The 17,243-nt window shown below is 73.4% G+C and carries 18 protein-coding genes; 13 read left to right on the top strand and 5 right to left on the bottom strand.

Features of this window, described 5'->3' with window-relative positions; translation table 11 throughout:
• The first annotated feature begins 17 nt into the window (after positions 1 to 17).
• The 4 genes from ACFY4B_RS03345 to ACFY4B_RS03330 are packed head-to-tail and all read left to right on the top strand — an operon-like array spanning position 18 to position 4,418.
• The gene (locus tag ACFY4B_RS03345; RefSeq protein WP_049660310.1) at positions 18 to 1,022 is read left to right on the top strand and encodes a proline racemase family protein; all 1,005 of its coding nucleotides are present in this window, start codon (positions 18 to 20) and stop codon (positions 1,020 to 1,022) included.
• A gap of 50 nt (positions 1,023 to 1,072) precedes the next feature.
• On the top strand, positions 1,073 to 2,431 hold the full coding sequence (locus ACFY4B_RS03340; RefSeq protein WP_375876043.1) for an aldehyde dehydrogenase family protein: 1,359 nt from the start codon (positions 1,073 to 1,075) through the stop codon (positions 2,429 to 2,431).
• The gene (locus ACFY4B_RS03335) at positions 2,431 to 3,459 is read left to right on the top strand and encodes a proline racemase family protein (protein ID WP_387966332.1); all 1,029 of its coding nucleotides are present in this window, start codon (positions 2,431 to 2,433) and stop codon (positions 3,457 to 3,459) included. The genes ACFY4B_RS03340 and ACFY4B_RS03335 overlap by 1 nt, the downstream gene beginning before the upstream one ends.
• Before the next feature lie 23 nt (positions 3,460 to 3,482).
• Positions 3,483 to 4,418: an ornithine cyclodeaminase family protein gene (locus ACFY4B_RS03330; protein WP_387966331.1), complete on the top strand. Its 936-nt coding sequence runs from the start codon at positions 3,483 to 3,485 to the stop codon at positions 4,416 to 4,418.
• Positions 4,419 to 4,422: 4 nt separating this feature from the next.
• On the opposite strand, the gene ACFY4B_RS03325 is transcribed toward ACFY4B_RS03330, so the two are convergent.
• Positions 4,423 to 4,752: a hypothetical protein gene (locus tag ACFY4B_RS03325; RefSeq protein WP_049656450.1), complete on the bottom strand. Its 330-nt coding sequence runs from the start codon at positions 4,750 to 4,752 to the stop codon at positions 4,423 to 4,425.
• Between the two features lie 145 nt (positions 4,753 to 4,897).
• Positions 4,898 to 5,455 carry a TetR/AcrR family transcriptional regulator gene (locus tag ACFY4B_RS03320; protein WP_387966505.1) on the bottom strand — a complete coding sequence of 186 codons (558 nt, stop codon included), beginning with the start codon at positions 5,453 to 5,455 and terminating at the stop codon, positions 4,898 to 4,900.
• A 263-nt stretch (positions 5,456 to 5,718) separates the two neighbouring features.
• On the opposite strand from ACFY4B_RS03320, the gene ACFY4B_RS03315 reads away from it, so the two are divergent.
• The 3 genes from ACFY4B_RS03315 to ACFY4B_RS03305 all read left to right on the top strand — a co-directional run bounded on the left by ACFY4B_RS03315 (position 5,719) and on the right by ACFY4B_RS03305 (position 8,236).
• Positions 5,719 to 6,600 carry an NAD(P)-dependent oxidoreductase gene (locus tag ACFY4B_RS03315; protein ID WP_387966330.1) on the top strand — a complete coding sequence of 294 codons (882 nt, stop codon included), beginning with the start codon at positions 5,719 to 5,721 and terminating at the stop codon, positions 6,598 to 6,600.
• A 229-nt stretch (positions 6,601 to 6,829) separates the two neighbouring features.
• A complete protein-coding gene (locus ACFY4B_RS03310) occupies positions 6,830 to 7,546 on the top strand; it encodes a GntR family transcriptional regulator (RefSeq protein ID WP_049656453.1) in 717 nt (238 codons plus the stop codon).
• A gap of 93 nt (positions 7,547 to 7,639) precedes the next feature.
• Complete coding sequence (locus ACFY4B_RS03305; protein ID WP_049656455.1) at positions 7,640 to 8,236, top strand: Uma2 family endonuclease; 597 nt, start codon at positions 7,640 to 7,642, stop codon at positions 8,234 to 8,236.
• 1 nt (position 8,237) lies between these two features.
• Here ACFY4B_RS03305 and ACFY4B_RS03300 read toward each other — a convergent pair whose 3' ends face one another.
• Both ACFY4B_RS03300 and ACFY4B_RS03295 read right to left on the bottom strand, forming a co-directional pair.
• Positions 8,238 to 8,921 carry an ABC transporter ATP-binding protein gene (locus tag ACFY4B_RS03300; protein WP_049656456.1) on the bottom strand — a complete coding sequence of 228 codons (684 nt, stop codon included), beginning with the start codon at positions 8,919 to 8,921 and terminating at the stop codon, positions 8,238 to 8,240.
• Complete coding sequence (locus ACFY4B_RS03295) at positions 8,918 to 9,994, bottom strand: ABC transporter permease (protein ID WP_387966329.1); 1,077 nt, start codon at positions 9,992 to 9,994, stop codon at positions 8,918 to 8,920. Before ACFY4B_RS03295 ends, ACFY4B_RS03300 begins: the two co-directional genes overlap by 4 nt.
• Before the next feature lie 165 nt (positions 9,995 to 10,159).
• On the opposite strand from ACFY4B_RS03295, the gene ACFY4B_RS03290 reads away from it, so the two are divergent.
• The 5 genes from ACFY4B_RS03290 to ACFY4B_RS03270 all read left to right on the top strand — a co-directional run bounded on the left by ACFY4B_RS03290 (position 10,160) and on the right by ACFY4B_RS03270 (position 13,857).
• Entirely contained in the window at positions 10,160 to 11,365 is a 1,206-nt protein-coding gene (locus ACFY4B_RS03290) for a sensor histidine kinase (protein WP_049656461.1), read from the top strand.
• Complete coding sequence (locus ACFY4B_RS03285; RefSeq protein ID WP_049656462.1) at positions 11,362 to 11,988, top strand: response regulator transcription factor; 627 nt, start codon at positions 11,362 to 11,364, stop codon at positions 11,986 to 11,988. The genes ACFY4B_RS03290 and ACFY4B_RS03285 overlap by 4 nt, the downstream gene beginning before the upstream one ends.
• A gap of 48 nt (positions 11,989 to 12,036) precedes the next feature.
• Complete coding sequence (locus ACFY4B_RS03280) at positions 12,037 to 13,059, top strand: nitronate monooxygenase (RefSeq protein ID WP_387966328.1); 1,023 nt, start codon at positions 12,037 to 12,039, stop codon at positions 13,057 to 13,059.
• 100 nt (positions 13,060 to 13,159) lie between these two features.
• Complete coding sequence (locus ACFY4B_RS03275; RefSeq protein ID WP_074002325.1) at positions 13,160 to 13,525, top strand: type II toxin-antitoxin system RelE/ParE family toxin; 366 nt, start codon at positions 13,160 to 13,162, stop codon at positions 13,523 to 13,525.
• 2 nt (positions 13,526 to 13,527) lie between these two features.
• Positions 13,528 to 13,857 carry an XRE family transcriptional regulator gene (locus tag ACFY4B_RS03270; protein ID WP_387966327.1) on the top strand — a complete coding sequence of 110 codons (330 nt, stop codon included), beginning with the start codon at positions 13,528 to 13,530 and terminating at the stop codon, positions 13,855 to 13,857.
• Positions 13,858 to 13,879: 22 nt separating this feature from the next.
• Here the strand turns inward: ACFY4B_RS03270 and ACFY4B_RS03265 are convergent, their stop codons facing one another.
• A complete protein-coding gene (locus ACFY4B_RS03265) occupies positions 13,880 to 15,331 on the bottom strand; it encodes an aminopeptidase P family protein (RefSeq protein ID WP_387966326.1) in 1,452 nt (483 codons plus the stop codon).
• Positions 15,332 to 15,493: 162 nt separating this feature from the next.
• Here ACFY4B_RS03265 and ACFY4B_RS03260 point away from each other — a divergent pair, with 162 nt between their 5' ends.
• Positions 15,494 to 17,242: an ABC transporter substrate-binding protein gene (locus ACFY4B_RS03260; RefSeq protein WP_049651592.1), complete on the top strand. Its 1,749-nt coding sequence runs from the start codon at positions 15,494 to 15,496 to the stop codon at positions 17,240 to 17,242.
• Position 17,243 lies beyond the last annotated feature (1 nt).

Below are 17,243 nucleotides of genomic sequence, written 5' to 3'. Positions count from 1 at the left end.
TACGGGAGTTGTGACCCATGCGCAGCCGTCACGTGTTCCACGCCGTCGACTCGCACACCGAGGGCATGCCGACCCGGGTGATCACCGGCGGCTTCGGCGTCATCCCCGGCGCCACCATGGCCGAGCGCCGGGTGCACTTCCAGGAGCACCTGGACCACTTCCGCACCCTGCTGATGTACGAGCCGCGCGGCCACGCCGCGATGAGCGGCGCGATCCTCCAGCCGCCGACCCGGCCGGACGCCGACTTCGGCGTGCTCTACATCGAGGTCTCCGGACTGCTGCCGATGTGCGGGCACGGCACCATCGGGGTCGCCACCGTACTGGTCGAGACCGGGATGGTCCCGGTGGTCGAGCCGGTCACCACCGTACGGCTGGACACCCCGGCCGGACTCGTGGTCGCCGAGGTGAAGGTCGAGGACGGCGCCGCCAAGGCGGTGACCATCCGCAACGTGCCCTCCTACTCCGTCGCCCTGGACCGCAAGGTCGAGGTGCCCGGCTACGGCACGGTGACCTACGACCTCGCGTACGGCGGCAACTACTACGCCATCCTGCCGCTCGCCGAGTTCGGGCTGCCCTTCGAGCGCGAGCGCAAGCAGGAGATCCTGGACGCCGGCCTGGCCATGATGGACGCGATCAACGCGGGCCCGGACCGGCCGGTGCACCCGGAGAACCCGTCCATCCACAGCTGCCACCACGTCCAGCTGCTCGCCCCCGGCTCCACCGCCGAGCACTCCCGGCACGCGATGGCCATCCACCCCGGCTGGTTCGACCGCTCGCCCTGCGGCACCGGCACCTCGGCGCGGATGGCCCAGCTGCACGCGCGCGGCGAACTGCCGCTCGGGCGGGACTTCCGCAACGACTCCTTCATCGGGACCACCTTCACCGGGCGGCTGGTCGAGGAGACCGAGGTGGCCGGGCTGCCCGCGGTGGTGCCCACCGTCACCGGGCGGGCCTGGGTCACCGGCACCGCCCAGTACTTCCTCGACCCGAGCGACCCGTTCCCGGCGGGCTTCCTGCTCTGACCCCTCCTTCCTCCTTCGTCCCCGTACCTCCCCCCGAAGGGCTGCTGGCCGTGACCATCACCTCGTACAACCCCGCCGACCCCGACGACCTCGTGGTCGCCGTCGAGGAGCCCGGCGCCGAGGCCGTGCGGGCCGCCGTCGGGCGGGCCCGGGCGGCGCAGGGCGACTGGCTCGCCGCCGGGGCGGGCGCCCGGTCGGCGGCGCTCGGCCGGATCGCGGACGCCGTGGAGGCGCACGCCCACGAGCTGGCCGCGCTGATCGTGCGCGAGGTCGGCAAGCCGCTGGCCGAGGCGCTCGGCGAGGTCGCCCGCACGGCGGCGATCTGGCGCTACTACGCGCAGGCGCCGTACGCGCCGTCCGGTGCGGTGCACGAGACCGCCGCCGGCCCCGGGCTGCTGCTCACCCGGCGCCGCCCGTACGGGGTCGCCGGGCTGATCGCGCCGTGGAACTTCCCGCTGGCGATCCCGACCTGGAAGGCCGCGCCGGCCCTCGCCGTCGGCAACGCGGTGGTGCTCAAGCCGGCCCCCGAGGCGACGGCCTGCGCGCTGCGGCTGGCGGAGCTGGCCGGGCTGCCCGAGGACGTGTTCACGGTGCTGCCCGGCGGGGCGGAGGAGGGCGCGGCGCTGGTCGACGCCGCCGACGTGGTCTCCTTCACCGGCTCGACCGGCGTCGGCCGGGCCGTGGTGCGGGCCGCGACCGACCGCGGGGTGCCGGTGCAGGCCGAACTCGGCGGGCTGAACGCCGCGCTGGTGCTGCCGGACGCCGACATCGCGCAGGCCGCCGGGCACATCGCCGCGGCCATCGCCGGGTACGCCGGGCAGAAGTGCACCGCCACCAGCCGGGTGATCGCGGTCGGCGCCGCGTACGAGCCGCTGCGCGAGGCGCTGGTCAAGGCGCTGGCGGCGGTCGACGACGCGGTCTGCGGGCCGGTGATCAACGCCGGGGCGCGGGAGCGGCTGACCGGGGCCGTCTCCTCGGCCGTCGAGGCCGGGGCGAGCGTGCTCACCGGCGGCGGGGTGCCCGAGCGGACCGGCTGGTACGTCGAGCCGACCCTGCTCGCCGAGGTGCCGGCCGAACACCCGCTGGCCCGCGAGGAGTTCTTCGGCCCGATCGCGGTGCTGCACGCCGCGGCCGACCTGGACGAGGCCATCGCGCTCGCCAACGACACCCCGCACAGCCTCTCCACCTCGGTGCACACCCGCAGCCTGGACGTGGCGCTGGCCGCCGCCGACCGGCTGGACGCGGGCATGATCCGGGTCAACGCGCCGTCCAGCGGCGTCGACTTCCACCTGCCCTTCGGCGGGGCCAAGGGCGCGAGCCACGGCGACCGCGAACAGGGCCAGGCCGCCCTGGACTTCTACACCGTCAGCCGGACCGTCAGCGTGCTGCCGGGCGGAGGTGCGCTCTGATGTTCGTACGGACGGTCGACTACCACACGGCCGGCGAGCCGTTCCGGATCGTGCTGGACGGCGTGCCCCCGATCCCCGGCGACACCGTCGCCGAGCGCCGGGCCATCGCGCTCGGCGCGGGCGGGAGCGCGACCGCGCCCCGGCCCAGCGCGCTGGACGAGGTCCGGCAGCTGCTCAGCCGGGAACCGCGCGGCCACGCCGGGATGTACGGCGGCTTCCTGGTCCCGCCGGACGACGACGAGGCGCACCTGGGCGTGCTGTTCTGGCACAAGGACGGCTACTCCACCGCCTGCGGGCACGGCACCATCGCGCTCGGCGCCTGGGCGGTGGACTCCGGACTGGTGGCCGCCCCCGCGGACGGCGTGGCGCGGGTGCGGATTGACGTGCCGTCCGGCCGGGTCACCGCCCTGGTGCACCGCGCCGGCGGGCGGACCACCGGGGTGACCTTCCGCAACGTGCCCAGCCGGGTCACCGCGCTGAAGCTCCCGGTGGAGACCTCGCGCGGCACCGTGGAGGTCGCCGTGGCGCACTCCGGCGCCTGCTACGCCTCGGTGCCCGCGGCCGCTCTCGGGCTCGCCGTGGAGAAGCAGCAGCTGCCCGAACTCACCGCCCTGGGGCGGGAGATCAGGGCCGCGCTGGCCGGCTCGGAGGCGGTCGCCCACCCGACGGACGCCCGGCTGTCGGGCGTCTACGGGGTCATCCTCCACGACGAACTCCCCCCGGTGGACGGGGTGCTGAACCAGCGCAACGTCACCGTCTTCGCGGACGGCCAGATCGACCGCTCGCCCTGCGGCTCCGGCACCTCCGCCCGGCTCGCGGTGCTCGCCGCCGAGGGGCGGCTGGCCCCGGGCGAGCCGCTGCGGCACGAGTCGATCATCGGGACGGTCTTCAGCGGGCAGGTCCTCCCGGGCGGCGACCCGCAGGGCGAGGGCGTGGTCACCGAGGTCGGCGGGACGGCCTTCCGCACCGGCGAGCACGGCTTCGTGCTGGAGCCGGACGACGACCTGGGAGCGGGGTTCCTGCTGTGACCACCGTGCGTGCGACCGAAGCCGTGAAGCCAACCGAAGTGCCCGGCGCGGCGGTTGTGTCGCTCCAGTACGCCGTGCCGGGCACCGGCGGGGTCGGGCCCGCCGGGGCGGTGGGGGCGATCGAGCGGGTGCTGCTGGACGGGTTCGACCCGGAGGCGGCACCCGCCCGGTCGGCCGTACCGGTGCCCGCCGGCGAACTGTTGATGATGCCGGCCGCCGCCGGGCCGTACGCCGGCGTGAAGATCGCCGGGGTCGCGCCCGCCAACCCGTCGGCCGGACTGCCCCGGATCACCGGCAGCTACCTGCTGCTGGACGGGCCCACCCTCCAGCCGCTCGCCCTGCTGGACGGCGCCGCGCTCACCGCGCTGCGCACGCCCGCCGTCACCGCGGCCGCGCTGCGGCGGCTGGCCGTGCCGGAGGCCGAGCACCTGGTGCTGTTCGGCTCCGGGCCGCAGGCGTACGGGCACCTGGACGCCCTGCTCGCCGTCCGGCCGCTGCGCCGGCTCACCGTGGTGGCGCGCAGCGCCGAACGGGCCGGGGCGCTGGCCGATTACGGGCGGAAGCTCGGGCTGGCGTCCGAGGTCGGCGACCCGCGCGCGGTCCGCGAGGCGGACCTGGTGGTCTGCTGCACCACCGCGCGCACCCCGCTGTTCGACGGCGCCCTGGTGCCCGCCCACGCGGCGGTGGCGGCGGTCGGCTCGCACGAGCCGGACGCCCGGGAGGTGGACGAACTGCTCGTCCAGCGCGCCGAGTTGTACGTCGAGGCGCGTACCGTCGCGGAGCGCGAGGCCGGGGACCTGCTGATGGCGGGCGTGGCCGGGCGGCAGCTGTGGAACCTCGCCGAACTGGTGCGCGGCGACGCGCTGGTGCCCGACGGGCGGCCGCGGTTCTTCAAGAGCGTCGGGATGGCCTGGCAGGACCTGGCCGTCGCGGCGGAGGTGTACCGGGCCGTTTCCTAGCGGTTCAGTCGCCCAGGAAGACGAGCCAACTGCCCGGGGTGGCGGCGCAGTTGGCGAGCAGGTTGCGCAGTTCGCGGACGGCCGCCCGCTGCTCCCCGGTGGTGCAGCGGGCGAGCAGGGCGGTGGCCTCCTCGAAGGCGGCGCCGGCGTCCTGCTCGTTGAACGGGGTGTCCCCGTACGGGTCGATCCGGCCGAGCCGGTGGCGGGTCGGATCGGTGTGCCGTGCCAGGGCGGAGGTGAGGGCCTCGCCGGGGCTCGACAGGTGCAGCAACCTGGCGCTGGTGCGGCGGCCGCCGTTCGGGCGGCCGTCGTACAGCGCGATGTCGATCGACACGGCGTTACTCCTGGTGGTGGTCGGGAGTTGTGGAGCCGGAGCCGGTGCAGCGGGATGGGATCCCCCGCTGCACCGGCTCCTCATGTTTTCCGGACGTTTTCCGGCAGGCTCCCGGGCTGGCGGGCGGGCGGTCCGGTTCCGCGCGTCAGGCCCGGTCGTCGGCGTAGGCGGTGAGCAGGCGGGCCAGGTGCTTGCCGGTGACCAGCAGCGGCTCCTCGCTGCGGGCGACCTGGGTGGCGAGCTCGGCGCCCTCCAGGGTGCTGATCACGGTGCCGGCCAGCTCGCGGGCGTCCTGCTCGCCGATGCCGGCGGCGAGCAGCCGTTCCGCCACGACGGCCCGCCAGTGGGCGAAGGCCTCGGCCACCGCCTCCTCGATCACCGGCACCCGGCCGATCGTCTCCAGGGCGGTGCTGGTGATCGGGCAGCCGTCCTGCCAGTCGGACGCGCGCAGTTCGGTGGCGAGCAGCCGGGTGCAGGCGGTCATCGCCTCGCCCAGGTCCGGTGAGGAGCCGAGCCCGGCGTGCAGCATGACGGCGAACTCCTCGTCGCCGTGCCGGATCGCCTCGGCGGCCAACTCCTGCTTGCCGCCCGGGAAGAAGTGGTAGACGGAGCCGAGGGTGGCCTCGGCCTCGCGGGAGATCTGCTTGATCCCGGTGCCCTCGTACCCCTGGCGCTGCAGCAGCCGGGAGGTGGCCCGGACGATCCGCTCCCGGGTGCCGGGCTTCGCTTCGGCCTGCGCGCCGTCCTTCGGTGCGGCCTTCGTCGGGGCCTTCGCCGGGGCCTTCGCGGCGACCCTCACGGCGGCCTTCGGGTCGGCCTTCGCGGGGGTCTTCTCGGGCGTCTTCACGGCGTGATCCTAGCCGAGATTCTGAGTAGAGCGTTCGTTCCAGTCCTGTGCTAGCGTCGGCTCCGGCGCTCTGGATAGAGCGTTCGTTCTAGGCATTCGTCCAGTGGAGGGGAACACGCATGTCCGTGGAGCAGCAGGCGAGGCGATCCGTGACGGTGATCGGGCTCGGCCCGATGGGGCAGGCCATGGCCCGGGCGTTCCTGGACGCCGGGTACGCCGTCACGGTGTGGAACCGCACGGCCGCGCGGGCCGACGAACTCGTCGCCCGGGGCGCGCAGGCGGCGCCCAGCGCGGAGGCGGCGGTGGCGGCGAACGAACTGGTGGTGCTCAGCCTCACCGACTACGACGCCGTGTTCACCGTCCTGGAGTCGGTCGAGCCGGCGCTGAAGGGGAAGGTGGTCGCGAACCTCAGCTCGGACACCCCCGGACGGGCCCGCGAGGCCGCCCGCTGGCTGGCCGAGCGCGGCGCCGGACACCTGACCGGCGGGGTGCAGGTGCCGCCCTTGGGCATCGGCAGCCCCGAGTCGTCCACCTTCTACAGCGGCCCGGTCGAGCTGTTCCGGCGGCACCGGGCCGCCCTGGAGGTGCTCACCGGGGCCGACTACCGGGGCGACGACCCCGGGCTGGCCCAGCTGTACTACCAGATCCAGATGGACCTGTTCTGGTCCTCGATGGTCGGCTACCTGCACGCCACGGCGGTCGCCGAGGCCAACGGCATCACCGCCGAGGAGTTCCTGCCGTACGCCCTGCCCACCGCCGCGCTGCTGCCGCGGATGATCGAGTTCTACGCGCCGCGGATCACCGCCGGGGACCACCGCGGGGACGTCGACCGGCTGACGATGGCACTCGCGAGCATCGAGCACGTCCAGCACACCGCGGAGGACTCCGGGGTGGACGGCGCCCTGCCGGCCCTCCTCGCGGAGGCGGTCCGGCGGGGTGTGGCGGACGGGGACGGTGCGGCCAGCCTGAGCACCCTGGTGGGGCGGTTCCGCCGGGCGTAGCCCTCCGGGTGGACCTCCGTGCGGATCTTCGTACGGACCTCCCGGGCGGACCGGAAGATCGTGTGCCGTCGGCCGTTGTCACGGCCGACGGCCGCTGTCACCATGGCGTTCGGCAGGACGAGGGGCCGGTGCGGCGGGTCGGTGACGGGTGTTCGAATCACTGGCTGTTGCGCACGCAACGTAACGTGACATTGTACGCTGGTGTTCTGCACCCACCCGGAGGAACACCATGGCCGACCTCAAGTCCCGCACCCTGATCTCCGTACAGGAGCGGCTTCGCGACCAGGTCGCGCACGCACTCCGGGCAGCCCTGATCTCCGGCGAACTGCGCCCCGGCGTCGTCTACTCCGCCCCCGCGCTCGCCGCCGACTTCGGCGTCTCCGCGACCCCCGTCCGCGAGGCCATGCTCGACCTCGCCCGCGAGGGCCTGGTCGAAGCCGTCCGCAACAAGGGCTTCCGGGTCACCGAGCTGACCGACCGCGACCTCGACGACTTCACCGAGATCCGCGCCCTGATCGAGGTCCCGACCGTCGGCCGGGTGGCGCGCACCGCCACCAAGGAGCAGCTGGAGCGGCTGCGCCCGCAGGCCGAGGCGATCGTCGCGGCGGCCCGCAAGCACGACCTGATCGGCTACCTGGAGGCCGACCGCCAGTTCCACCTCGACCTGCTGGGACTGGCCGGCAACTCGCGGCTGGTCGAGGTCGTCGGCGACCTGCGCAAGCGCTCGCGGCTCTACGGCCTCAACCGGCTCGACGAGCGCGGCGAGCTGGTCTCCTCGGCGGAGGAGCACCTGGAGCTGCTCGACCTGCTGCTCGCCGGCGACGCGGCCGGGGCCGAGGCCTGCATGACCCGCCACCTCAGCCACGTCCGCTCCCTCTGGGCCGGCGAGGAGAAGCCCGCCGAACCGGAGCCCTCGGCCCTGCGCCTGCGGTCCGGCCGGGGCTAAACCGCTCGTTCGGGTGAAGACTGAGGATCGGGCGCCGAAAGGCGTGCCGGTTCTACGATGATGCTCTCGACATCGGCAGCCAGGAGGAAATCCATGTCCGCCGCAGCAGTGGAAGAGCCCATGGAGCAGCCGACGCTGCTCGAAGCCGCTGAGCTGATCTCCAACCAGTTCACCGGGCACCGGGTCGAGATCGTCGGGAGCCAGATCACCGTGACGCCGCCGCCGAACGCTTCGCACAGCAAGTCGCTGAGCCGCCTGATGCGCGTGCTGTTCCAGGCCGGCCTCGATGGAGGCGGGACCGAAGTCCTTCAGGGCGTCGGGATCTGGCTGCCGGATGGGCCGTCGGACTATGCGATTCCCGATCTGGTGGTTGTCGACGCCGATATCGACGATCACCTGATCGAGTACAACTGCTACGACCCGGCCGTCTTCCGGCTCGTTCTGGAAGTCACCTCGTCCAACCACAGCGATGACTTGAAGAGGAAGCCTTTCGTCTACGCGTCTGCCGGCGTGCCCGTCTACGTGATCGTGGATCGCGCGAATCAGCGAGTCATGGTGCTCACCGATCCGCGGGACGGCGAATACCGGGTGCACGCCGTCCACCACCCCGGGCAGTCCTTCACCCTGCCGGAGTCGATCGGAGCGTCGGTGACGCTCTCGGTGGACGACGTGCTGACGGCCAAGAAGTAGGTCAGAGCGCCGCCGCCGGGAGGGTCAGCCGTCCGTCGTGGACCTCGGCGATCTGGTCGACGGCCGTCAGGTGGGTGCGGTCGTGGGTGACCAGGACGGTGGCGGTGGCCCGGCGGTGGGTGAGGTCGGTGATCAGGTCGAGGACGGCGGCGCCGCGTTCGTGGTCGAGGGCGCTGGTGGGTTCGTCGACCAGCAGGACGGTGGGGTCGTTCATCAGCGCGCGGGCGATGTTGACCCGCTGGCGCTGGCCGCCGGAGAGCTGGTGCGGTCGGCGGGCGGCCTGGTCGCGCAGGCCGACGGCGTCGAGGAGTTCCAGGGCGCGGGGGAGGGCGCCGCGCGGGGGGCGGCCGTCGAGGTGGGCCATCACCTGCAACTGCTCCACGGCGGTGAGCGAGGGCAGCAGGTTGGCCTGCTGGAAGACGATGCCGATCCTGGTGCGGCGCAGCGCGGTGAGGTCCGCCCGGCTGAGGCCCGCGGTGTCGGTGCCGTCGACGACGACCTGTCCGGAGTCCGGGGTGATCAGGGTGGCGGCGACGGCGAGCAGGCTGGACTTGCCGGAGCCGGAGGGGCCGACGACGGCGGTGAGCGTGCCCTTGGGGACGGTCAGCGAGACCTCGTCGAGTGCCGTGAGCCGGCCGTCGCCGTCCGGGTAGGTGAGGGTGATGCGGTCGAGGACAAGACTCATCGGGCGCTCCCGAGGGCGGTCAGCGGGTCGACGGAGGTGATCCGGCGGATGGACAGGGCCGCGCCGATCGCGCCGAGGGCGATCATGACGGCGGCGGGCAGCAGGACGGTCGGGGCGTCCAGGACGAAGGGGACGGCGGAGCCGATCAGCGCGCCGAAGCCGGACGCGATCGCGGTGCCGACGACCGTGCCGAGCAGCAGCAGGAGGACGGCCTGGCCGAGGGCGTCGCGCAGCAGGTAGCGGGTGGAGGCGCCGAGGGCCTTGAGGACGGCGATGTCGCCGCTGCGCTGGATCGTCCAGACGGTGAAGAACGCGCCGATCACCAGGGCCGAGATGGCGAACAGGAAGCCGCGCATCAGCTGGAGGGAGCCGTTCTCGGAAGTGTAGGAGCCGATCGCGGCGAGGGCGTCGTCGCGGGTGCGGGTCTCGGTGCCGTGGCGGGCGTCGGCGGCGGCCAGGTCGGCGCCCTTGGCGGTGTCGAGCGCGATGACGGTGGCGTGGCCGGCGCCGCCGGGGGCGGCCTGCTGCCAGTCGCCGAGGCTGGTCCAGATCACCGGGGTGTGGCTGTACGCGGCGTCGCCCTCGACGGCGGCGACCCGCAGCGGGTGGCCGGCCAGGGTGAAGTCGGCGCCAGGGGTGAGGCCGCCCAGGTTCTCGGCGGCGGTCTTGGACAGTACGGCCTGGCCGGGGGCGATTCGGCTGCCCTGCGGGGCGAGTGCGGAGCCGTCCGGGACGCCGAAGGCGGAGAGTGCGGCGGTGCGCTGTCCGGCGGCGGCCTTGGTGGTGGTGATGCCGATCGGCTGGGCGGAGGTGACGCCGGGCTCGCGGGCCCAGGCCTGCCACTGGTCGGGGGTGACCTGGGAGTCGGTGAAGGAGAGCTTCTGCCCGTCGGCCGGCTTGCCGAAGACCAGGTGGTCGGCGGGCAGGCCGGTGATCGCGGAGATGTTCTGCCGACCGAGCCCGGCGGTCAGCCCGGACAGCAGGCCGACCAGCACGGTGATCAGCACGATGACGGTTCCCATCAGGGCGAACCGCCCCTTGGCGAACCTCAGGTCCCTCCAGGCGACGAACACGACGGGGCCTTCCTCTGGGCAGGTGGTTTCGACACTTCCACCGTCCTGGACGGGAGGGGTCCGGGGCATCGCGCCGGGGATTGCATCCTGGGCATCAAAGGGGAGAGCCCGAGTTCAACCTTTTGATTGATGCCGGGTGCCGGGCTCGGAACTTAGGCTGGACGGATGGCGACCGAACGATCCAGAACCACCCCCGTCGCCCGCGTCCTCCAGGTCTGCCTGCACCTGCTCGTGGCGGGCCTGCTCGCGCTCGCCGTCGCCCGGGCCGTCCTCGTCGACCGGGGCGGCGATCCGGCCGCCGTCGCCGCCGCGGCCACCGCGATGGCCGCCGTCTACACCGTCGGGCCGCAGCTGGCCGCCGTGCGCCGCTCCCGGCGGGCGGCCGCGCTCTGGCTGGCGCTGCTCGGCGTCACCTGGGCGGGCGTGCTGATCACCACCCAGGACGGCGTCTGGCTGGCCTTCCCGCTGTACTTCCTGGAGCTGCACCTGCTGGGGCGGCGCGGCGGGCTGGTCGCCGTCGGGCTGACCGCCGCCGCGTCGATCGCCGCGTGGTCCTGGCACCAGCACAGCTTCAGCTTCGCCGCCTCGATCGGGCCCGCGCTCGGCGCGGCCGTCGCCACCGCCACCGTGCTCGGCTACCAGGCGCTGTACCGGGAGAGCGAGGAGCGCCGCCGGCTGATCGACGAGCTGACCGCCGCCCGCGCCGACGCCGCCGCCGCCCACCACGCGGCCGGGGTGCTGGCCGAGCGGGAGCGGCTCGCCCGGGAGATCCACGACACCCTCGCACAGGGCCTCAGCTCCATCCAGCTGCTGCTGCGGGCCGCCCAGCGGGCCCTGCCGGAGCGCACCGAGACCGCCGCCGGGTACGTCGAGCAGGCGCGGCAGGCCGCCCAGGACAACCTGGACGAGGCCCGCCGGTTCGTCCGGGCGCTCACCCCGCCCGCGCTGGACGGGGACCCGCTGCCGGTCGCGCTGGAGCGGCTGTGCGCGACGACGACGGCGCAGAGCGGCCTGCCGGTGAAGCTGCACGTCTCCGGCGCCCCGGTCCGGCTGCCGGCCGCGGAGGAGGTCGCGCTGCTGCGGATCGCGCAGTCGGCGCTCGGCAACACCGTCCGGCACGCGGGGGCCGCGCGGGCCGAGGTGACACTCAGCTACATGGAGGGTGAGGTGGCACTGGACGTGTACGACGACGGGGCCGGATTCGACCCGGCGGCGGTCGCCGGCCGCACCGGCGGGGACGGCGGCTTCGGGCTGCCGTCGATGCGGGCCCGGGCGCGGGCGCTCGGCGGCGGCTTCACGGTGGAGTCGGCGCCCGGGCAGGGCACGACGGTGGCGGTGCAGCTGCCGGTCACCCCGGAGGCCGGCCAGTGATCCGGCTGCTCATCGCCGACGACCACCCGGTGGTGCGGGCCGGGCTGCGGGCCGTGCTGGAGTGCGAACCGGACTTCGCGATCGTGGCGGAGGCGGCCACCGCCGAGCGGGCCGTCGAACTGGCGGCCGAGCCGGGCGTGGACGTGGTGCTGATGGACCTCCAGTTCGGGCCGGGATCGGCCATGAACGGGGCGCAGGCCACCGCGGCGATCACCGCCCGGGCGGGCGCGCCGCGGGTCCTGGTGGTCACCACGTACGACACCGACGCGGACACCCTGCCCGCCCTGGAGGCGGGCGCCACCGGCTACCTGCTGAAGGACGCGCCGCCGGAGGAGCTGGCCCAGGCCGTCCGGGCCGCCGCGGCGGGGCGCAGCGCGCTGGCGCCCAGCGTGGCGGACCGGCTGCTGGAACGGATGCGGACGCCCGCGGCGGCGCTCAGCGCCCGGGAGACCGAGGTGCTGGGGCTGGTCGCGGACGGGCTGACCAACCAGCAGGTCAGCCAGCGGCTGCACCTGAGCCAGGCCACGGTGAAGTCCCATCTGGTGCACATCTACACCAAGTTGGGCGTGGACTCGCGCACGGCGGCGGTGCGCGAGGCACGGCGGCTGGGGCTGATCCGCTGAGCGTAGGGTGGGGGTGTTCCGTGCCCGTGGCAGCGTGAGGAGCGCCTGATGACCGTCCGTCTCGACGAGCTCGCCGTACCGGTGATCGCCGCCCCGATGGCGGGCGGGCCCTCGACGCCCGAACTGGCGGCGGCGGTGAACCGGGCCGGCGGGCTCGGGTTCCTGGCCGGCGCCCTCAAGACCGCCCAGGCGATGGCCGAGCAGATCGCGGCGGTACGGAAGTCGACCGACCGGCCGTACGGGGTGAACCTCTTCGTGCCGGGCACGCCCGGGGACGCGGCGGCCGTCGCGGCGTACCGGGAGCGGCTGCGCCCCGAGGCCGAGCAGTGGGGCGTGACCCTGCCGGAGGAGATCGGGCCGGACCGCGACGACTGGGAGGCCAAACTCGCCCTCCTGCTCGCCGACCCGGTGCCGGTGCTCTCGTACACCTTCGGGCTGCCCACGGTCGAGGAGGCGGCGGCGGTGCGGGCGGTCGGCACGACCCAGGTCGCCACCGTCACCACGCCCGAGGAGGCGCGGGCGGCGCAGGCCCTCGGGATGGACGCGCTGTGCGTGCAGGGCCCGGAGGCGGGCGGCCACCGGGGCACCCACCGGGTGACGGACCGGCCCGGGGAGCTGCCGCTGCTCGAACTGCTGCCCGCCGTACGGGAGGTGACGGCGCTGCCGCTGATCGCCGCGGGCGGACTCGGCGACGGCGCGGCCGTCGCGGCGGCACTACGGGCGGGGGCGGTGGCAGTGCAGCTGGGCACGGCGCTGCTGCGCTCGGACGAGTCCGGCGCCTCGGCCGCCCACCGGGCGGCGCTCGTCGAACTCCCGGAGACGGCCGTCACCCGCGCCTTCACCGGCCGCCCGGCCCGCGGCCTGCGCAACGGCTTCATCGACCGCCACGGCCCGTACGCCCCGCCCGCCTACCCCGAGGTCCACCACCTCACCGCCCCCCTCCGCGCCGCCGCCGCCCGCCGCGGCGACACCGACGCCATGCACCTCTGGGCCGGCACCGCCCACCACCTGGCCCGCACAGGCCCGGCCGAGCGGATCGTCGCCGACCTGTGGCAGGCAGCGCGCGGGTAGCCGGTCGGGGGCGCGCAGGACCCGGCGTGTTGTCCCTCGCAGGGGTGGATTGAGCGGGAAAGCGCGCGGTAACGTATAAGGGCAAACTTAATTTGGTTCCATGTGGGAGATCACACTCATCGGTCCGGTGAACGACTGGTTCCTGGACATCGCTGTCAAGGACCCGGACACGGCCGACCAGATCGCCGACGCGATCGAGTTGCTCGCCAGGAGGGGGCCACTGCTCGGGCGCCCGCTGGTGGACCGGATTCATGGAAGCAGGTTGCACAACCTGAAGGAGCTCCGGCCCGGCTCGGCGGGGCGCTCCGAGGTTCGAATGCTCTTCGTCTTCGATGTCGAACGGGAGGCCGTCATCCTGGTCGCCGGCGACAAGAACGGGGAGTGGTCCCGGTGGTACGACATCAACATCCCGCTGGCGGAGGCTCGCTATGAGCAGTACGTCGAGGAGAAGGACAAGGGAGCGTGAGCATGACGAGCCGTAGTTGGACCGAGGTGTGGGCCGAGGCGCAGCGGATCAACCCCTGGTTGGCTTCGCCGGAGGCGGAGGCCGATCGGGCACGGATCCGAAAGGAGAACCTGGCCCGGATCCGCGGCTACGAGCTGGCCGAGATGCGGAAGTCGGCCGACCTCACCCAGAAGGAGGTGGCGGAGCTGATGGGAGTGAGTCAGGCGCGGGTGTCCCAGATCGAGCACGGGCAGGTGGACAGCCTGGACAACCTGCGGGCGTATTCGGCGGCGATCGGCGGCGAGGTCGAGGTGATGATCCGGCGGGGGGAGCGGACGATCAAGGTGGCTTGACCGTCCGCTCCTGGCGGCCTCCTCAGGAGAGCAGGGTCGCCATCCAGGACTCGACGTCGGTGGCGGTCCTCGGGAGGGCGCCGGACATCAGGTGGGCGCCGTCGGGGGTGATGACGAGGTCGTCCTCGATGCGGATGCCGAGGCCGCGGAGTTCGGCGGGGAGGGTCTCGTCGTCGGGCTGGAGGTAGAGGCCGGGTTCGACGGTGAGGACCATGCCCTCCTCCAGGGTGGCGTCGAGGTAGCGGTCGGCGCGGGACTTGGCGCAGTCGTGGTAGTCGAGGCCGAGCATGTGGCCGCTGCCGCAGAGGGTGTAGCGGCGGTAGAGGCCGTTGTCCTCGGCGAGGGCCTCTTCGGCGGAGACGGGCAGGACGCCCCAGTCGGCGAGGCCTTCGGCGATGACCCGCATGGCGGCGCGGTGGAAGTCGCGGAACCGCGCGCCCGGGCGGAGGGTGGCGATGCCGGCGCTCTGGGCGGCGAGGACGAGGTCGTAGGCCTGGCGCTGGACCGGGGTGAAGGTGCCGCTGAGCGGCAGGGTGCGGGTGATGTCGGCGGCGTAGAGGGTGTCGGTCTCGACGCCGGCGTCCAGCAGGAGGAGGGAGTTCGGGTCGAGGGCGCCGTCGTTGCGGATCCAGTGCAGGACGCAGGCGTGGGCGCCGGAGGCGGCGATGGTGGTGTAGGAGGTGCCGTTGCCCTCGGCGCGGGCGCGCAGGTCGAAGACGCCCTCGATCCAGCGTTCGCCGCGGTGGTGGCGCAGTGCGGTGGGCAGGGCGCGGACGACGTCCTCGAAGCCGGTGGTGGTGTGGTCGACGGCCAGTTGCAGCTGTCCGACCTCCCATTCGTCCTTGATCAGGCGCAACTCGGAGAGGACGGCGGCGAGTTCGCCGTCCCGCCGGCCGTCGGCGGGCCGTCCGGTGGCCTCGTCGACGAGCGGGTCGGTGCCGGCCAGGACCCGGGTGGGGGGCTGGGGGCCGGTGAGCAGTTTGCCGAGGTCGTCGAGGTGTTCGGTGCGTACGCCGGTGAGTCGGGCGGCTTCGGCGAGGTCGGGCCGGGAGCCGACCCAGAACTCGCCGTAGCGGCGGTCGCGGTAGAACTCGCCGCCGTCGCGCGGTGAGCGCGGGCGCAGGTAGAGGACGGGCTCGTGGCCTTCGGGGCCGGCCGGTTCGAGGACGAGGACGTGGTCGGCCTGGTCCTCGCCGGTGAGGCCGGTGAGCCAGACGTACGCGCTGTGCGGGCGGAAGCGGTAGTCGAGGTCGTTGCAGCGGACCTTGAGCCGGCCGGCCGGGACGATCAGCCGTTCGCCGGGGAAGGCGGCGGAGAGCCGGGCGCGGCGGCCGGGGAAGCGGTCGTGGCCGGGGACGCGCCGGTCGGCGGGGAGCGGGGTGGCGGCCCAGCTGGTGGCCATGAAGGAGGCGAGGGCGGGGGAGACCGGGAGGTCGTGGCTCCCGGTGTTGAGGCCGGTCGGGGGAAGGGTCACCGGTGAACTCCTTGGCGGGGCGGGGGAGATGCTGGCACGGACACAGCTCGGTAACGGGAGCCGTCACCTCTTGTGCAGTGCAATTTCACATTACTATGTTACGGGTCACACAGCGCAGCGGCCAGATCCGGCGGATCGGGCCCCCCACAGCGGAGTTGCAACATGACCAGGCGCACCCACGCCGCCCTCGCGGCGGCCCTCGCGGCGACCCTCACCCTCGGCCTCGGGGCCTGCTCCAACGACAAGAGTGACGGCGGCAGCGACGCCGCCCCCTCCGACGGCAAGGGCCCGGGCGCCGCGTCCGGCTCGGTCATCGGCGGCACCCCTGCCAAGGGCGGCACCCTCACCGTCCTGACCAACCAGGACTTCGCCCACCTCGACCCGGCCCGCAGCTGGGTGGTGCCGCACATGGACTTCGGCACCCGGCTGATCTACCGCACCCTGACCACCTTCAAGGCCGAGCCGGGCGCGGCGGGCAGCGAGATCGTCCCGGACCTCGCCACCGACCTCGGCAAGTCCTCCGACGGCGGCAAGGTGTGGACCTTCACCCTCAAGGACGGCCTCAAGTACGAGGACGGCTCGCCGATCAAGGCCGCCGACATCAAGTACAACGTCGAGCGGTCCTTCTCCCCGGACCTCACCGGCGGCCCCGACTACGCGATCCAGTACCTGGCCGGCGGCGAGAACTACAAGGGCCCGCTGAACGGCGAGCACCTGGCGAGCATCGAGACCCCGGACGACAAGACGATCGTCTTCCACCTGAAGCGCCCGGTCGCCGAGTTCTCCTCCACCGTCTCGCTGCCGACCTTCTCCCCGGTGCCGCAGTCCCAGGAGAAGGGCACCCAGTACGACGCCCGGCCGTTCTCCTCCGGCCCGTACAAGATCGAGACCTACGACCGCGGCAAGCAGCTGGTGCTGGTCCGCAACACCAACTGGGACCCGGCCACCGACACCGTCCGCAAGGCCTACCCGGACAAGGTCGTGGTCACCGAGGGCATCAAGGGCGGCCAGGCCGACGACCGGATCATCGCCAGCGACGGCGCCGACGCCAACGCGATCAACATGCCGTGGATGGCGCACGAGACCGTCGCCAAGGTGCTGCCCAAGCCCGACGTCAAGTCCCGCATGGCCGCCGAGGTCACCGGCTGTACCGACATGCTGTACATGAACACCTCCAAGGCCCCCTTCGACGACCCGAAGGTGCGCGAGGCGATGATGTGGGCGGTCGACCGCGAGGGGCAGGTGACGGCCTTCGGCGGCCCGGCGATGGCCGACGTGGCGACCTCCTACCTGCCGCCCTCGCTGACCGGCGGCGTCAAGTCCGACCCGCTGAAGGTCCCGGCGGCCGGTGACCCGGAGAAGGCCAAGAAGCTGCTCCAGGAGGCGGGCAAGAGCGACCTCAAGGTCTCGCTCACCGTCTCGCTCGGCGACAAGAGCCGCGCCGAGGCGATCCAGCAGTCGCTGTCCAAGGCCGGCGTCCAGGTCACCATCAACACCACCGACCCGTCCGCCTTCCAGGACACCGTCGGCGACATCAAGAACGCCCCCGACCTGACCATCAGCGGCTGGTGCCCCGACTACCCCTCCGGTGCGACCTTCCTGCCGTTCCAGTTCGACGGCCGCACCATCAAGGAGAAGGGCAACCAGGGCAACCTGAGCCAGTTCAAGGACCAGGCCACGATGGACCGGATGGACCAGATCGCGGCCATGACGGACGTCAACGAGGCCAACAAGGCCTGGCAGCAGCTGGACCAGGACCTGGCGAAGAAGGCCCCGGCCGTCCCGCTGATCTGGCAGCGCCGCCCCCTGCTGGTCGGCACCAACGTGGCCGGCGCCTTCGGCAACCAGGGCTACGCCGGGATGCTCGACCTGGGTGCCATCGGCCTCAAGGACCCCGCCAAGGGCAAGTGAG

Source organism: Kitasatospora sp. NPDC001261 (assembly GCF_042896795.1).
In the GTDB taxonomy this organism is placed as follows: domain Bacteria; phylum Actinomycetota; class Actinomycetes; order Streptomycetales; family Streptomycetaceae; genus Kitasatospora.
This window is presented reverse-complemented; position numbering and strand designations above follow the sequence as displayed.

Coding starts and splice junctions, on each gene's coding strand:
- ACFY4B_RS03345 (WP_049660310.1), top strand. CDS start 18: ATGCGCAGCCGTCACGTGTTCCACGCCGTCGACTCGCACACCGAGGGC.
- ACFY4B_RS03335 (WP_387966332.1), top strand. CDS start 2,431: ATGTTCGTACGGACGGTCGACTACCACACGGCCGGCGAGCCGTTCCGG.
- ACFY4B_RS03315 (WP_387966330.1), top strand. CDS start 5,719: ATGTCCGTGGAGCAGCAGGCGAGGCGATCCGTGACGGTGATCGGGCTC.
- ACFY4B_RS03310 (WP_049656453.1), top strand. CDS start 6,830: ATGGCCGACCTCAAGTCCCGCACCCTGATCTCCGTACAGGAGCGGCTT.
- ACFY4B_RS03305 (WP_049656455.1), top strand. CDS start 7,640: ATGTCCGCCGCAGCAGTGGAAGAGCCCATGGAGCAGCCGACGCTGCTC.
- ACFY4B_RS03300 (WP_049656456.1), bottom strand. CDS start 8,921: ATGAGTCTTGTCCTCGACCGCATCACCCTCACCTACCCGGACGGCGAC.
- ACFY4B_RS03290 (WP_049656461.1), top strand. CDS start 10,160: ATGGCGACCGAACGATCCAGAACCACCCCCGTCGCCCGCGTCCTCCAG.
- ACFY4B_RS03280 (WP_387966328.1), top strand. CDS start 12,037: ATGACCGTCCGTCTCGACGAGCTCGCCGTACCGGTGATCGCCGCCCCG.
- ACFY4B_RS03275 (WP_074002325.1), top strand. CDS start 13,160: ATGTGGGAGATCACACTCATCGGTCCGGTGAACGACTGGTTCCTGGAC.
- ACFY4B_RS03270 (WP_387966327.1), top strand. CDS start 13,528: ATGACGAGCCGTAGTTGGACCGAGGTGTGGGCCGAGGCGCAGCGGATC.
- ACFY4B_RS03260 (WP_049651592.1), top strand. CDS start 15,494: ATGACCAGGCGCACCCACGCCGCCCTCGCGGCGGCCCTCGCGGCGACC.